Origin of the sequence: Flavobacterium ginsengiterrae (genome assembly GCF_039539785.1) — a bacterium.
GTDB classification, from domain to species: domain Bacteria; phylum Bacteroidota; class Bacteroidia; order Flavobacteriales; family Flavobacteriaceae; genus Flavobacterium; species Flavobacterium ginsengiterrae.
This window is the reverse complement of sequence record NZ_BAABDU010000003.1, coordinates 1355775-1372933: the sequence shown is the minus strand read 5'-3', so window position 1 is coordinate 1372933 and position 17159 is coordinate 1355775. Positions and strand designations below refer to the sequence as shown.

General features: G+C 34.7%; 11 protein-coding genes. All 11 read right to left on the bottom strand.

The annotated features are described in order from the left end of the window. Nucleotides 1-24 precede the first annotated feature (24 nt). Nucleotides 25-375, bottom strand: coding sequence for a cytochrome C oxidase subunit IV family protein (locus ABD859_RS08790; protein WP_012023737.1), 351 nt, complete (start codon nt 373-375; stop codon nt 25-27). 18 nt (nt 376-393) lie between these two features. Then, nucleotides 394-1380, bottom strand: coding sequence for a cytochrome c oxidase subunit 3 (locus ABD859_RS08785; protein ID WP_345143048.1), 987 nt, complete (start codon nt 1378-1380; stop codon nt 394-396). Between the two features lie 42 nt (nt 1381-1422). Beyond that, nucleotides 1423-2010: a cytochrome c oxidase subunit 3 gene (locus ABD859_RS08780; RefSeq protein WP_345143045.1), complete on the bottom strand. Its 588-nt coding sequence runs from the start codon at nt 2008-2010 to the stop codon at nt 1423-1425. A gap of 2 nt (nt 2011-2012) precedes the next feature. Beyond that, entirely contained in the window at nt 2013-2915 is a 903-nt protein-coding gene (gene cyoE / locus ABD859_RS08775) for a heme o synthase (protein WP_345143042.1), read from the bottom strand. A gap of 156 nt (nt 2916-3071) precedes the next feature. Beyond that, a complete protein-coding gene (locus ABD859_RS08770; RefSeq protein WP_345143039.1) occupies nt 3072-5183 on the bottom strand; it encodes an energy transducer TonB in 2112 nt (703 codons plus the stop codon). A gap of 18 nt (nt 5184-5201) precedes the next feature. Then, the gene (gene deoC, locus ABD859_RS08765) at nt 5202-5945 is read right to left on the bottom strand and encodes a deoxyribose-phosphate aldolase (RefSeq protein ID WP_345143036.1); all 744 of its coding nucleotides are present in this window, start codon (nt 5943-5945) and stop codon (nt 5202-5204) included. Nucleotides 5946-6060: 115 nt separating this feature from the next. Beyond that, nucleotides 6061-6444, bottom strand: a complete 384-nt coding sequence (locus ABD859_RS08760; protein ID WP_345143033.1) for a VanZ family protein — start codon at nt 6442-6444, stop codon at nt 6061-6063. Beyond that, a complete protein-coding gene (gcvH, locus tag ABD859_RS08755) occupies nt 6437-6817 on the bottom strand; it encodes a glycine cleavage system protein GcvH (protein WP_345143030.1) in 381 nt (126 codons plus the stop codon). Before gcvH ends, ABD859_RS08760 begins: the two co-directional genes overlap by 8 nt. Nucleotides 6818-6901: 84 nt before the next feature. Beyond that, nucleotides 6902-14113, bottom strand: coding sequence for a T9SS outer membrane translocon Sov/SprA (gene sov / locus ABD859_RS08750; protein WP_345143027.1), 7212 nt, complete (start codon nt 14111-14113; stop codon nt 6902-6904). A 24-nt stretch (nt 14114-14137) separates the two neighbouring features. Beyond that, nucleotides 14138-14719: a Holliday junction branch migration protein RuvA gene (gene ruvA, locus ABD859_RS08745; protein ID WP_345143024.1), complete on the bottom strand. Its 582-nt coding sequence runs from the start codon at nt 14717-14719 to the stop codon at nt 14138-14140. Nucleotides 14720-14800: 81 nt separating this feature from the next. Further along, entirely contained in the window at nt 14801-17092 is a 2292-nt protein-coding gene (locus ABD859_RS08740; protein WP_345143021.1) for an NADP-dependent malic enzyme, read from the bottom strand. Nucleotides 17093-17159: the final 67 nt, after the last annotated feature.

Below are 17159 nucleotides of genomic sequence, written 5' to 3'. Positions count from 1 at the left end.
GCTTCTTTTCGAATTAATATCATGTTAAAAATTCCATTTAATAGTAGAATCTTTAAAAACCCCATAAATATAGTGTCCTTCTGTTAACAGGATGAACAATAAATATAATACTAGGAAAATAACTGGTGATACAACAGACCATCTAAGGCTGCTTTTTTCACCTTCCATGTGCATAAATGCCCATACAATATAATAAGCTTTGAATACTGTTAAGATATAAAATATCCAGTTTAACAAATTCAAACCGATAAAATGTGTAAACTCTAATGATTTTGGTTTATAGATACCTAAAATAACTTCTACTGTAGTTACTACTGATAGTAATGCGAAAACAAACCAGATTCTTTTTGTATTTGATACGTGCTCGTGTGACATAATAATTAAATTCTAAAATTAAACTAGGTAGAAAACTGTAAATACAAATACCCAAACTAAATCTACGAAGTGCCAGTATAAACCAACTTTCTCTACCATTTCGTAGCTTCTTCTTTTCTCGTAAGTTCCTAATAATACATTAAAGAAAATAATGATATTAATGATAACTCCAGAAAATACGTGGAATCCGTGGAATCCTGTAATGAAGAAGAAGAAATCAGCAAATAATTTATTACCGTATTCGTTTCTAATTAAGTTTGCACCTTCTACTACATATTTTGCCTCTGCTAAACGAGTTTCAGACTCTTGTCTTGTTAAAACTGTTTTCTTTTTATCTTTAGTAAGAGTTTCAGTTCTTACCAATATATCTGGATGTGCTTTAAAACCAGCCTGAATTTCTGCTACAGAATATGTTGGCAGGCTTTGTGCATCTTCCATGAACCAAGTAGTTTTGCTTCTTGTTAAAGCTTCTCTTTGTTCTGGCAATTTTACTGCAAAATCCGCAAGAGCAACTCTCGTTCCATCTGCTTTAACAAACTGCAATAAGCTTCCACCGTGTGTTTCAACTGCACCATATTCTCCTTTAATGAAGTTTTTCCACTCCCAAGCTTGTGAGCCCACGAAGATCAAACCTCCAATAATAGTTAAGAACATATAAACAGCAACTTTTGTTTTCTTTAATTGGTGACCTGCATCAACAGCTAAAACCATTGTTACAGATGAGAAAATCAAGATAAAAGTCATTAAGGCTACATAATACATAGGAGCCGAAACACCATGCATAAAAGGAAAGTGAGTAAACACTTCATCAGCCAATGGCCAAGTTTCAATAAATTTAAATCTAGAAAAACCATAAGCCCCTAAGAATCCTGAAAATGTTAAGGCATCTGATACGATAAAAAACCACATCATCATTTTACCATAACTTGATCCTAACGGCTGGATTTCATGACCGCCTCCCCAAGTTTTTTCGTCGTTGTTTGCAGTAGTAACTGTCGCTTCCATAAAAGATATTCGTTAAAAAGTTCCCAAATTTACGTTTTTTTCTTATTTAAAGAAATATAAAAACAAAAATAATAACACCCACAAAAGGTCTAGAAAGTGCCAATACATCGCACCTAGTTCTATTCCAAGAGTTTGAGTCGAATTGTATTTTTGTTTAAAATGATTATAAATTATAATTAAAAGTGAAATAAGTCCGCCCGCCAAGTGCAATAAGTGCATAAGTGCAATTACATAAAGGAAAGTTGTAGTAATAGAGCTACCCTGGCCTGTCATGTAATAACCACTGTCAATTATCTGTCCGAAACCTGCAAATTGCAAAACTACAAATGAAACACCTAAACCTAATGTTGCCAATAAGAAGGCTGTAGCTGCAGTTCTGTTATCTTTTTGAATTGCTTTTTTTGCCAGAAAAAATGTAACACTGCATCCAATAATAACTGCAGTACTAAAATAAAACGCAATTGGTATTTGAAAATTAGTCAACCAGTCTGCTCTTGATTTACTTACTACAAATGCACTTGTAAGTCCGGCAAACATCATGGTCATACTAACCATTGCAAATAACAAAATCAGCTTTGCCGATTTTGATTTTCTTACCTGCTCATCGTTTGTTGTTAATGTCATTTCCATAACTATCTTAAAAATTTATCTACTATAAACACAATCTGCAATAATGAAATGTATGACACACTCACTAACATTAATGTTCTTGCCGCTTTTGGTGTTCGCAATTGATACAAACGAACTGCATAAAACAACATCCATAAACCTAATAAAAACACTAAAACTGCAGCGACCGGCGAAATAAACAATTGTCCTGTATACCCTAAAACCGGTAACAAAGAAGCAATTATTAACCAAATCGTATACAAAATAACCTGTAAAGCGGTTTTTCTATCTTTTTTTCCGGTTGGAAGCATAAAGATACCTGCTTTTGCGTAATCATCATACAAAAACCAGCCTATTGACCAAAAATGAGGAAACTGCCAGAAAAACTGAATTAGAAAAAGTGTTCCGGCTTCGATGCCAAATTCTCCTGTTGCGGCAACCCATCCTAACATAAATGGAATTGCTCCAGGAAAAGCACCCACAAAAACAGATAATGAAGTTACGGTTTTTAAAGGTGTGTATATACTGGTGTATAAGAATATCGAAATCGCAGCAAACATCGCCGACTTAGCATTGATTGTATAAAGAAGCACAATTCCAATAATAGTAAGGAGACTTGCAACGATTAATGCTGTAACTTTTGACATGCGCCCGGAAGCAACCGGACGATTTTTTGTTCGATCCATTAATGAATCGATATCTTTTTCGATTACCTGATTGTAAGCATTTGAAGCTCCAACCATACAGTAACCTCCAATTGCCAAAATAATCAAAACACTCCATTGAAATGGATGTTCGTCATTAACTCCTAATAAATATCCGGCTATTGAAGAGAACAAAACACTAATAGCCAAACCAGCTTTAGTAATCTCTTTGAAATCCAGAAATATTGATTTTATTGAAAATGTATTTTTAGCAGCGTTCAATACCGTAGTCTTTGTATATTTTTTTTGAGTGCTGCAAATGTACAAATTAGATTGTAGAATTTAGACCTATAAATTTAGATTTTTTTCAATAAAACCTTTACAGAATAGGAACTTGCCAATCTTTAACACTATTATTTCGAAAAATCTTATTAAATCCTAGTAATCAAAATACCAATTAAAGATATCCGAACGCAATCCGATAGTAAACCATGTTGTACTTTGCTTAAAAGTTGTTGCCGTTTCCTGAGTTGGATCAAAGTTTCTGTAAATAAAACTTCCAAATAATTTTAAATTTGTTATTGGGTTTATTAAATATCCTCCCTGAATATCTGCTATAAAAACACTGGTTTTGTTACCCTGCCCTACTTTAACTCCTTTATCATACGGACGTTTTTCGTCATAACTTTTATAAATATTTCCTCCGTAATTATAGCTGTCCTGAGCATTATCAAAATCTAAACCTCTTGTTCCCATCGTAAATTTAGCATCGGCAAAAAGACGTCCTTTATGGTAGCGGCCAATTGCAACTAATTCATTGAAATTCCCGCCCCATTGGTGTCCAATACTTTGATTATTATGTCCATAATTTGTAATAACAGCACTATGAGAATACACATAAGGACGAACATGATTATATTCTAACTGCAGCAACAAGTCTTTAACTTCAAAGGCGTTAAAATATTTCGCTCCTAACTGATATCCAAATTTATTCTTCCAGCTTTGTTCTCCAGCTCCCATATCGCTTACAGAGAATTCATCAAGCAAGAACTGAGCATACAGATTTACATTATTGCTCCATTTATATTTCGCTGTTGCTCCTAAGAGAGCGTTTCCGCTTTTTGATGAAGAACCAAATTCGACTGAACGATAAAAAATAATCGGATTTACGAAATTTATATCAAAACCTCTGTTATTGGTATCTGTCCAGACTACAGACTCAAAGAAACCTAAATTTAATCTATTAGAAACATTCCAGCTTAAATAGTGATTAGCCATAAACTTTGTGGCATACGTTTTCTCTGCCGTTACTTCTGGGCGCACATCTTTAAGCCACATGTACGTATTTGTATATTTTATTTTCCAAAAAGTAGTATTGATTTTAAAATATGGATAAGGACTTGCTCCATCACTTTCCAGTAAAGAACGATATCCATCACCTATAAAATTTCGGCCGTAACCTAACTGAAAATCAAAAATTCTGCTTGGCGCAAATGTAATATTAGCTTCTGCCAAAGGAAAATCATAAGCATCTGTTTTAAATCGTTTTGCAATTCCCATTCCCGGAATAATCGCGGGATTCCCACCAGAAGGTTTTAAAGTTTCTGCATAATCATTATAATAACCTGCAAATCGTCCCTGACTTTCAAAAACTGTTGTGGTAAAGTTTATTTGTTTTCCTAAACCTCCTCTAAAATTTAATGCACGTGTATTAACATACGAATAAGAGGCATCTAGATCTGAAGCTTTTCCTAATTGCAAATCAACAATTGGATTTAACGCCAGCCAGTAATCTTCTCCCTGAATCTGCACCATATTTTCATTCCACCATTTTCTTCCAAGCCAGGTCGAAACATTTTTTTGCAGAGATTGATTTACTGCTTTTAAATTGTAATACTTTGAAACCTCGGCATACGTATACGGTTTTGAAGCGGTGTGATTATTACTTCCTACCTGATTCATTGCCCCGTCGAACTGCGCATAATAACTATGAGAGAATGGAATATTTAAATGACTATCAAATTCCGGCATATTGTATTTTTTATATACAATACTATCCAGCTCTGTCATTGGTTTTTCAATTGGCTTTAAAATTTCGGATGCAGCCAAAGCTTCGGCAGCAATCTGATCGGCATTTTTTAAAGGAATATCGATTGTAATGGTATATTTTGAGTAAGTAGGTCTTCCGTTATAAGTCGAAGGTTTAATTTTTGGAAACTTTCCAAAAACACGTTTTGCTTCTTCTGCCAGAGGATCGTTTATCGCATTTACATAAATTACTTTAAATTCACCATTTGCATCAACTTCAAAAAGTACTCTAACTTCACCTTTGTAATTATTTTGCTTAAGATCTGCCGGAACTTCAAAATTATTGTAGACAAAATCCTGCACTTCTCTGTAAAAACAATTTTCAAGATTTTTAGCCTGCAGGTTTTCACAGTTTGGAAAAACTGGAAACTGCTCAGCCGTAAAACCTTGTTTTATATTTGTTTCTTGGGAAAAAACAAATAAGGGAAAAATGATAACAAAAGATAAAAAAAACTTATTCACGTAAATTTGGGGCTTTTATTAGTATTGATTTGTGGTATTTTCTCGGTTCGCAATTGCTTTTGCCGCCGAAGTTCCAATTCGCTTAACTCCTAAACGAATCATTTGTATGGCATCTTCATAAGAACGCACACCGCCGGCCGCTTTAATTGGCAGAGGCGAAGCATTTTCTAACATCATAATTATTGAAGGAACCGTTGCTCCGTTTGGCAGATTGTTTTCTGTTTTATAAAAACCTGTAGATGATTTTACAAAAACCGAAGCATAATCATCTTCTTTAAAATTCGATATAACTACATTTTTTATTAAAACGCAAAGCTGAATAATTTCTTTATCCGTTAAGGCAGCTGTTTCAATAATCCATTTTACTGTTTTATTATTTGCCAGTCCTATTTGTGTACCAATTAAAACTTCTTGTTTTACTAAAGCAGTATCTCCATTTTTAAACGCTTCATAATTACACACAAAGTCTAAATCGTCGGCACCATTTTCTATGGCTTCGTTTGCTTCTTTAATTTTGGTTTCTAAGCTTGATTTCCCTTCTGGAAAATCAATTACTGTTCCTACAAGCAAAGTCGAATCTGCTTTCAGGATCATTTCTTTTGCCAGACTCACATATTCCGGACGAATCATTATAAGCTTAAATCCTTCCTGAATTGCTTCTAAAATTGCATTTTTAACAACAACATTATTTTCCTCTTCCGAAATTCCGGCCTGAGATGCTGTTTTTAAATACGTTGAATCTAAGTATTGCTTAATATTCATACTATTGAAGTTAGATCGAATGGCGCAAAAGTACATTATAATTCAGAAAAAATACGTTTTTCTAAAGCTTGATTTTTTTCCAATAAAAAACCCACCGAAGTGGGTAATTATATTCTTATATTCTGTCGATCTGTTTTTTTAAAGCTATCGCTGTAAAAACGGCCACAATTGCTCCGAGTGCATTTGCTAAAACATCGGTTACATCTGATGCTCTTGTTACTGTTAAAACACTTTGCAGGATTTCGATTGTTATTCCGAAAAAAACCGAAAATATAAACGAAATAAAGTAAGCTTTATAATCATTAACATCTTTTCCTTTTAGTTCTTTTTTAAAAAACACAATCCAGGAAATTGTAAAACCAAAATGAAAGCAAAAATGCACTATCTTGTCAATGCTGGGAAAATTAACTACAGGAAGATTACTTGAATCTGTTAAACAAAAATAAGCAATAACTCCTGAGCATAGTATTGCCCAGATTAACAATAATTGTTTAGGCACCGATAAGTTGTTTATAAGCTTCGTCAGATAATAAAGTATCTATTTCTGATGCGTCAGCAATTTTAATTTTAATCATCCATCCAGCTCCGTAAGGATCAGAATTTACCGTTTCAGGAGCACTTTCTAATTCCTCATTAAAAGCAATAATTTCCCCTGTTAAAGGTAAAAACAAATCAGAAACTGTTTTTACAGCTTCAACTGTTCCAAAAACCTCATCTTTAGTAAGTGTCTGATCTAAAGTTTCTACTTCAACATACACGATATCTCCTAACTCTTTTTGCGCAAAATGAGTAATTCCTACAGTCGCTACATCGCCTTCGATGCTAACCCATTCGTGATCTTTTGTGTACTTTAAATTTGCTGGTATGCTCATAATAGTATGTTTGAAAATTGATATTTTAATAATTCTGCAACAAATGTAATAATCTTCTAATAATAATGGTTTAGAAACCGAAATTTAATTTCCGAAATTATATCGAAGCGTAAAACCCGATCTGATATTTGTTAACGGGAATGATGTTGATATAACTGCTTTTGAAAACGAATGATCGTAATAGAATATTGCCGTTAAGTTTTTACTAAATGAATAATCTGCTGTTAATTTCAACGACCAGATATTCTGCCCCGCCGCAAGCTGATTATTATCGTAATCCAGGTAACGAACTAATGTCGCATTATTTCTTAAAGAAAAATCAGCTTTAATATTAATATCACTTTTAATGATTCCGGTAGGATTATCAGCCAGTCTTGATGAAAAAATAACATCTTTAAAACGGTATCCAAGACCAATTATATATTCCATTCCTTTTACCTCTGTCAATAAGTTATTATCAAAACTCATCGATAAAGCTCTGTCTTTTTTAATTTCAGAAAGAACGCGCAATGAGCTTTTCAACTCAAAATCCATTCTGATAAGCGGGCTAAACTGCTCAACTAAATTGACATTTGACATGATAATTTCATTGTAGAAATTGGTATTCACATCCTGCACTTTTGGTGAGCTGTTAAAGTCAAAGTTAGATCTAAACTGATTTATTGTATACGATGCTCTGTAATTATGCTGCAATGAAAAACGCTTAAACTTATCTTTGAAGAATTTGTAACGCATTAATCCATTATACTTAATACTCCAGTTTGGAATTGGGAAACTTCTAAAAATATTCGTTGAAGAACTTGAAGCATCTGCGCCTGTATATGCTGCTAAGAAAGCTGGCAATAAAACAGCCTGATTACTTTTTGTATACCCAATAGGATATCCCTGATTAGCTACATAAACAGCATAGTTTGGATCTGTTTCTGCCGGAATTGGATTATTAGCATCTCCATATCTCGGAATTGCCACTCCTGAACCATAATGTCCTTCTGCCAGACGATTGGCAATTACTAAACGATTATTTCTAAAATCATCAAATGCTGCAGATTCGTATTCATCACTTGTAGAAAATGCTGTTTTTATCATAACAGTCGATATAGAGAACATTCCGTAAGTGTAAGGTGATAATGGTTTGTATTCATTTGTTGACGGATCTACGCTGTATTGTTCTGAAGTGTTTTCAGAATATGAACGATCCATTGACAAATCAACTTTTAAATCCGGCAGTAAATCAATATTTGCTGTAACTTTTAATAGTTTATTAGAAACCTGTGTAAAGCTTTGATTGAAATCCTGATATGTTGTTAACCATCCTCTTTTTGCAGCTTCATAACGTACATCGTCCTGACTTCCAAAAATGAATCCTAAACTTGGTTTAGAAGTTCCTAAGAAACCAACACTTGGCGTATAACCCGGTAAAACAGTTCCGCTGTTTTTAGTATAGTTTATCTGAACGTTTTTAATACTTGTCAAAACACCAATTAAACCATCATAAAACGGACTAGAACTTACTACTGGTTTTGCTGTATTTACAATTTTTTCACCTGGTTTTGGCGGCGCTGCCGGTTTCGGTTTTGCTGCTTTTTTTGCTCCGGGCGTTAAACCCAAATATTTATACAGCATATTCATATTAAGGGTTGTGGTAAGTGTGTTTGAATTTGAATTCTGGATTGTATTTCCTAAATCAAAAACATTTCCATTTGGATCTTCGTATTCAGAAAATGCTGTCGAAGAACGCTGCCACATATAATCTGCCGTGTATGAATAACTAGCCTTAACAAAGCTGAAAATTGGAATTTTATTAATTGGAATTTCATAGTTTAAAACCAATTGCTGTGCATGCTGATTAGGAGTTCCCAAATCAAGATAATCATCCCAGATATTAAAATCTTCTTTTGGCGAATTATCATCATTTAAGAAATTTCTAACGATATTATTTGATGTTGCAGAATAATTTAGTTTTAAAGATTTGGTAAGATTAAAACCAAATCCGTATTGATAATTAAATGCAAAATTTCTTCTGTACAACGGATCAAGACCAATTCCCTCAACCTCAACTTCTCTAAACTGCTGACGGTTGCTTTGTCTTAAAATATTAGTATTAAAAGATATATTTGAAGGAAGGTAATTAAAATTGAAATCACTTAGCAGTTTCCAATATTCACTTTTCTTCATAAATTTATTACTCTTAAACGGAACCACCTCTTTTGGCTGAAACGTATAAGCATAATTTACAGCTGTATTTGATTGTTCATCTTCATAATCTGCAACTTCATAATCATGTCGTTCTACCTGATTGTATGATTGCGAGAAAGTAAAATTCTCCACATCATAAACATGCGGTTTCTGCTCTGGCGCTCTGTCTTTTCTAACACCAATAAAATTGATGCTTTTACGTTTTGTGTAATCTATAGCACGAGTTCTTATATTGTCTTTTTCTGCCTGATCTGTAGTTTCTCTAATTAACTGATCTAATTTAATATCCTGATTAAACGGATCGTATTCTGGTGTAATTACTTCTTCGCCAATTGCGTAATTAAACGGTAGGTTTATTCCCCATTTTTTAGGAAGTAATTTTCCTAAATTTAAGTTTGTTACAATATTATACTGTTGTACATCTTCACGATCTCGCTCGTTGGCACCTTGTTCTAATGAACCAAAACCAATTGTACTTTTTCTACCCGTTGCAGAAACAGTTGCAAAATCGGCCATATTGGTATCAATATTTAATATTGCCGCCATACCGCCTTTGTTTTCTAAGTCGGCCAAACGAAGTTCATTAAACCAAACCTCTCCTTTAATATCTTTATGGTCAGCCCTGCTTTTTACACCCACCATTAAATTTCGTACCAAACCAAAGTTAGGATTACCTTTAATACCTAAAGTTAACTTGCTGTCACCGTCACCACCATCTAAATCTGGATCATTATCTGGATAGTAAATTCCATTGATATCTCTTTTAGAAGAATTAATATCAATATTCATTGCTTTGATTTTCATTCTTGTTAATAAATCAAGAGCTAGATCAATACTGTTGGCATCCATCCAAACTAAATCTGGACTTATCGTACAGCTTCCTCCCGTTTTAGTAACTTTTAACGGAATTTCAACCTGATAGAAGTTTTGTGTAAAGTCATTTCCAAAACGAATAAAACCAATCATTTCGTCATCTTCTAAAGTAACCTCATTTGGCAGAGATTCTGCGTGTAAAAACATTTTCAGTTTTTTGTATTGACGCATGTCAACACTTACGTTTTTGAAAACTGCTCTCGAATCCTGATATTGTAATCCCGCACCGCCTACTCTAACTGCTAATGCCTGTTCGTTTTGATTAATAACCGTATTATTGTTATACAACTGCTCTCTTCGTACTCCTGGAGGCATTACATAATTTACAGGACATTTTGTTCCGTTTTCCTGAATATTAACCGCTGCAACATCAAATTCTACCCCGTCATCATCTGGGTTTTGATCGTTTGCATCAAGTGTTCCTGTATATCTTCTCCACTCGCCTCTTACTAAATCTAACGCTCCAAAACGAACAGTCATCTGATCGTTAAATCCAGTCATAAACATACGCATGAAACGAATAGATCTAAAATCTGTAATATTTCCAATTGTATTTTGCGGTTGTGAAACAGGAATTTTAAACTGAATCCATCTTGCATTTGTTGTTCCTCCGTTTGGAAGATCGACATTTGAGACTTCTCTAATATCAGTAACATAATTTTCTCCTACCTGCATTCCCGGTTTTACATCAATGCTGTATTCATAATATGCATTAATGGTACTCATGGTGTTGTCACGGTTAATATCCTCAACATCCGGAAGCGTTGTAGAACCACGATTAGGATCATTAATACTTACTGCTGAGTTTCCTTCGGTTCCATTATAGTTTTTATATCTTTCTAAAACACCGCCATCTGCATTTAGGTAATATGTATAATCATCTGCTGCGGGATCTGATTCTCCTGCATAATTAGTATATACAGAACCTTCTCTTGAACTTGGAAGACCATCTAAACCAACGTCCTGATTTTTTCTGTTATCTGGATTGGTATCAAAAGCATAAATTAACGACTGCGATGCCGGAACGTCTCCCCAAAGCGGCTGCGGATTTACCATAACCTGATCTGGACCCAATCCGTTTTCATATTGTTTTCTTCCGTCTTTTAAAACGTCTTCAGAAATCTCACCTAAATTGAAATAAATTTTACCCGCATTTGTTGCCGGAGACTGACCAGTTCCTACATAAGGATCGAGAACCCAAAATTGAATATATTCTACATTTCCCTGCTCAAAGTTAGTAGAGTTTAAAGCACGCATAATCCCTCCAAAATTGGTTGACGGATTACTTGATGAGAAACTTGGATTATTATTATATGGTCCTCTGTCTGACGGATAGTAGGTTAAGTCAAGTGTATTAACAACCTGAATTTGTCCTTGTGCAATATCTGTATTTGGATATAATTCTCGACTGTAAACTCTTCTGGTGGTATTTAATGATAAATCATCATTTGAAATACCTGATGGTTTTGAAGAATAAAATACCGGATCGATTGTATACCATGATAATTTTGCTCTTTTGTAACCATATTCTAAAGTATTAGAATTAGCGTTAAAAGTATTATCGTTTAATGAATTAATAAATGGTGTTGAAGCTAAACTCCACGCATAAGCAGAGCGCATATCAATTGTTGACTGCGAACCTTCGAAATCATCAACATAAATTGTAGCTTCTCCTTCAAACTCACTTGCTTTTGGCGCATCTGGTTTTAAGAAAGCAACTTCTCCTCGAATAGAAAGATTTGACGGTACATCTGTATCAATGTTTGGAAGTTTGTTTGCTAAACGAGTCAAGAATGGAACTTCTGTTGAATAGTTACCATTAAATCCAAAAATGGTGTTGTTTACAGATTCCTGACCATAACTTGATTTTTGAGTAAATGGTCTTTCTGTCATTTTTAAATAGGTACCGCCAATGACAAAATTATCAGAAATTTTATGTTCGATATTGAATCCCATAAATCTTCTGGTTTGCTGGCCAAAGATGGAATTGTTTTCAAGTGAAACTTCAATTGGTGTATTTGAGGCCTGAAGTGAAGGATCAAGAATTTGTACTCTTCCTAATTGATAATCCACACTGTAATCTATTCCCTCTACCAAAACACGTCCTGCAGCTGTAACCACTACTGAACCTTGCGGTACGTTAAAAGCACCAATTGGAATGCCGTTGCTTCCAGATGACTTGTATTTCCCTCTAAGTAAGAATTTGTTTTTATCGCTATCCTGCAAAGCTCCAGCCTGTGTATTTCGATACATATTTCTAAATACATATTTCTGCTGATTCGCATTATACGTTGTAGGATCGTTGTAATTTTCTCCTCCACTTGTTTGCAGTTTATTGAAAATCAATTCTCCAAAAGGTTCTTTTGTTGTAAAAATGACACGCCCGTTTTGTACATCGACAGTTACTCCCGGAATGTAATCGAAGAAACCATCTCCGCCGGCTTGCGGGTCATTATTATAATTTAAACGGTCTAAGTTGAAAACATTCAATAAAGGTGTATCTGCAACCTTCATATCTGCCGTTGGATTTGAAGGGAATGTCGATCCCTGAACTGGTGTAATATAGTTTATTGGCGACGGATCTGTATAAAGAATGTTTAATCTAAAATCATCCTGTTTAATTTGATATGCCTGAGGAATTTGATAAACGTTTTTCATCATCAGGTTCCAAACCGGATTTTTAACGTTTGTCAAATTACTTTTCAACATTTTTAAAACTAAACTCTGCGTAATAATCGCTTGATTTGTGTTGTTACTTCCTGTAACTACAGTTGCATCGACACCATCACTTCCAAATTCTCCAACCTGATATACTTTTCCTCCTACAGTATATTCAAAAGCTACAGCCAGAATTTCGTCATTTGCCAAACGCTGTTGCAAAGAAATATAACCCAGCTGCGGGTTGAAAGTATATTCGTTTGTTGTTAATTTTCTGGCATTTTCTAATACAGAGTAATCTGTGGCTTCACTTACGTTTGTATTATTGAAACCTGATTTTGCTGTTACGATTTCTCGAATATTAGAGTTCAGAAAAGATCCTGCCTGACCAATTGTAGCCGGATCGTATTTGTTATTGGTATTACTAGTTGGACTGTCAATTGGATTATTGAAGAATCCCGCTGTAGAACTTATTACAACAACTTCATTGTCTGGAACTCCAGTAACCTGAGCTTCTCCTAAATCCTGAAGTGCTATAATATTTCTTAAATTGTTTCCTCCTCCGGTTGTCGTTACACGATTTTGTTTGTTGGTTACCCAAATCTCTAATCTTGTAATTTGAACACGGCTGTCAATAAACGGATAATTTTTTAATGAAGCATCGTACTTATTTCTAAAATACTGTGAAAGAAAGAAGTGACGATCATTATCGTAATCGAGAGCAAACAAATCAAAGTTTTGAACTGTTCCTCCGTTTTCTGCTACTACGCTTTTTGTCTGTGATTTTTGTTCAGAGAAAACACCTGTAACGGTTGTTCTTCCAAACTGTAATTGTGTTTTTACCCCAAATAAACTCTGTGCGCCCCGAATAAGCGTACTGTTAAGAGGCATACTTACGTTACCAACTTCTACTTTTTGAATAATATCATCTTCAGAAGGAGTATAGGCCAGTTTAAACAGGTTTTGAAAGGCAAAAGTTGATTGTGTATCATAATTGGCATTTACTTCCAGTCTTGTTCCTATTTTCCCCATTAAACTCATACTGATTCGCTGGTCAAAATCAAAAGTAAGACTCGATCTGTTTCGGGGTGAAAATGCCGGGTTATCTTGTTTGGTGTATCGAACACCCAAGTCCATTTCGACAGAACCTGTAGGTTTTACATCAATGGTATTGCTTCCAAATACGCTTTCAAAAAGACTTGAATTAATGTAATATCTTGGCAGTAAATCTTTTTTGGCAGCTTCGGCTCCGGTTTTTTTACCGTCAATAGCATCCATTTTTTTTCTGAAATAATCTCTTCTTGATTCTTTCAAAAGTAAATCTTCGTATTCCTGCGGTGTTAAAACTAAAGGATAATCTATAGAAAAACCATCTACAGATTTGGTATAAATGTAGCGGTCTGTAACCGGATCGTATTTGTAAGCGGAAAGTATGCTTGGTGGATTTTCTAACTCCATTTTCCCTACAGAAAACTGAGTCTTTGTTGTATCTTGAACCGCCGGTTTTACTTGTGACCGCAAAACGTTACCACAAAATAAAACCAGTAAAAAAATACAAATTTTACGCATACAAATTGGTTATATAAATTGGTTTTATAAGCTTTTTAAAGCCTTTTTGATGATGGTTTCTACAGTAGCTTCAGGATCTTCTTTTACGATTTTCTCCACTACTTTTTCAGAAGTTTTGCGAACGAATCCTAAAACTTCCAAAGCAGATAACGCTTCATCTCGATTTGTATTGTTTTGGACAACAGAAACTTCGTCCAAATCGTACAACTTTAACACTTTTTCCTTTAAATCAAGGATTACTCTCTGTGCAGTTTTGTTTCCAATTCCTTTTATAGACTGAATTACGCCTACATCTCCTGAGGCAATCGCATTGATAATTTGTTTTGGTTCTATTGAAGAAAGCATCGTTCTGGCAATACCAGCTCCGATTCCTGAGACCGAAATAAGCATTCTAAATATCTCACGTTCAGATTTTTCGACAAAACCGTATAAAGTATGCGCATCTTCTTTAATTTGAAGATGCGTATACAATTTTATAAAATCAGCATTAGGAATTAATGAAAAAGTATGTAATGAAATATTTACATGGTATCCTACTCCGCCGCAATCAATTACAACTTCTGTGGGATTCTTTTCAACTAATTTTCCCTGCAAATGTGCTATCATAATATAATTTAGTAAGATTTCAAATATAGTAAAAATGCAATAAAAATAGGACAATATTATTTTGTCCTATTTTTTACTGGATTATTTTGCTAATTTGTTCTTTTTATTTTCTTTTTCCTGAGCGTCAATAACCGCGATTGCTGCCATATTAACCATTTCTTCAACGCTTGCTCCTAATTGTACAATGTGAACTGGTTTATCCATTCCCATCATAATCGGCCCGATAGAAGCTGATTTATTTAATTCTTTCATCAGTTTATAAGTAATATTAGCCGACTCTAAGTTAGGGAATACCAGCGTATTTACTTTTTTACCTGCCAATTTAGAGAATGGGAATTTTTCCTGAAGCATTTCAGAATTTAAAGCAAAGTCTGCCTGAATCTCACCATCTACGACCATATCCGGGTGATTTTTGTGTAAATAGGCAACTGCATCTCTCACTTTTGAAGCATTTTGATGAGATGATGAACCAAAGTTTGAGTAAGAAACCATTGCAATTACAGGCTCAATTCCGAACATTTTTGCCGTTTTAGCTGTCATAAGTGCAATATTTACTAAATCTTCAGATGAAGGGTTAATATTGATTGCTGTATCTGACAAGAACATTGGTCCGCGTGATGTAAGCATCATATTAGCAGTTGCTATAAGTGAAGCTCCGTGTGCTTTATCGATCAGTTGAAGCATTGGTTTTACAACACTTGGATAACTTCTAGAATAACCGGTAACAAGTGCATCTGCTTCTCCTTCGTTTACCATCATGGCAGCGAAATAATTTCTTTCGCGCATAAACTTCTCAGCATCAAGTTTAGAAACGCCTCTGCGCCCTCTTGACTGCCAGAAAGATTCTGCAAATCGGTTACGTCTTGCTTCTTCACCATCCGTTTTTGGATCAATGATTTCAAGCTCGGCATCAAAGCCTAATTCAGCTTTTAACTCTAAAATAGTTTCTCTGCTTCCTAATAAAACCGGAATACCAATTCCGTCTTCGTGCACAATTTGTGCTGCTTTTAATACATTTAATTGATCTGCTTCTGCAAAAACAACTTTTTTAGGATCTAATTTGGCACGGTTTGTAATTAAACGCACCATTTTATTATCGTTACCCATGCGCTCACGAAGTTTGTCTTCATAAGCTGCCCAGTCAGTAATAGGATTTTTTGCTACTCCAGATTCCATTGCTGCTTTTGCAACTGCAGGTGCCACAACGGTAATCAAACGCGGATCAAATGGTTTTGGAATGATATATTCTTGTCCGAAACCTAATTTTGTCGCTCCGTAAGCTACGTTAACCTGCTCTGGAACCGGTTCTTTTGCTAAAATAGCCAATGCTTTTACAGCAGCCATTTTCATAGCTTCGTTAATTTTTGTAGCACGTACGTCTAATGCTCCTCTAAAAATATAAGGGAAACCTAAAACGTTGTTTACCTGATTAGGAAAATCAGAACGGCCTGTAGCCATAATAACGTCTTTGCGGGTTTCTACCGCTAAATTATAATCGATTTCCGGATTTGGATTTGCCATTGCAAAAACAATCGGATTTTTTGCCATTGATAATAACATCTCAGGCGATAAAATATTTCCAGAAGACAAACCAATGAAAACGTCTGAACCTTTTACAGCTTCAACCAATTCAATTTTAGCTCCATCTATAGCATATTTTAATTGTAAATCTGAAAGTGAAGGATTGTCTTTTGTTAAAAGCCCTTTACTGTTGTACATTAAGATATTTTCTACTTTTACACCTAATGATACATATAAGTCTGTACAGGCAATTGCAGCAGATCCCGCTCCCGAAACTACCATTTTTACATCTTCGGCTTTTTTGCCTGCTAATTCAAGTGCATTGATTAGGGCTGCCGATGAAATAATTGCTGTTCCGTGCTGATCATCGTGCATTACCGGAATATCTAATTCTTCGATAAGTCTTCTTTCGATTTCGAAAGATTCCGGTGCTTTGATATCTTCAAGGTTAATACCTCCAAAAGTTGGAGCGATATTTTTAACCGTTTGAATAAATTCTTCTACGTTTTTTGTATCAACTTCGATATCAAAAACGTCAATATCAGAGAATATTTTAAATAATAAACCTTTTCCTTCCATTACAGGTTTTCCTGCTTCCGGCCCAATGTCTCCCAGTCCTAAAACTGCTGTACCGTTTGAAATTACAGCTACTAAATTTCCTTTTGCTGTATATTTGTAAACATCTTCAACGTTTTCTGCAATTGCTAAACATGGCTCTGCAACTCCCGGCGAATATGCCAGCGATAAGTCTCTCTGGGTTGCGTATTTTTTTGTTGGAACTACCTGAATTTTTCCTGGAGTTGGCTCAGCGTGGTACTGTAATGCCTCTCTTTTTTTACTCTCTTTGTTCATTATTTTAGCTTTTATTCTAGCTTACAAAGATATAAGTCTTAGTTTAAAATGGTGAGCTTTTACTGCT

Coding starts and splice junctions, on each gene's coding strand:
- ABD859_RS08780 (WP_345143045.1), bottom strand. CDS start 2,010: ATGGAAATGACATTAACAACAAACGATGAGCAGGTAAGAAAATCAAAA.
- ruvA (WP_345143024.1), bottom strand. CDS start 14,719: ATGATAGCACATTTGCAGGGAAAATTAGTTGAAAAGAATCCCACAGAA.
- ABD859_RS08785 (WP_345143048.1), bottom strand. CDS start 1,380: ATGGAAGCGACAGTTACTACTGCAAACAACGACGAAAAAACTTGGGGA.
- ABD859_RS08740 (WP_345143021.1), bottom strand. CDS start 17,092: ATGAACAAAGAGAGTAAAAAAAGAGAGGCATTACAGTACCACGCTGAG.
- sov (WP_345143027.1), bottom strand. CDS start 14,113: ATGCGTAAAATTTGTATTTTTTTACTGGTTTTATTTTGTGGTAACGTT.
- gcvH (WP_345143030.1), bottom strand. CDS start 6,817: ATGAGCATACCAGCAAATTTAAAGTACACAAAAGATCACGAATGGGTT.
- deoC (WP_345143036.1), bottom strand. CDS start 5,945: ATGAATATTAAGCAATACTTAGATTCAACGTATTTAAAAACAGCATCT.
- ABD859_RS08790 (WP_012023737.1), bottom strand. CDS start 375: ATGTCACACGAGCACGTATCAAATACAAAAAGAATCTGGTTTGTTTTC.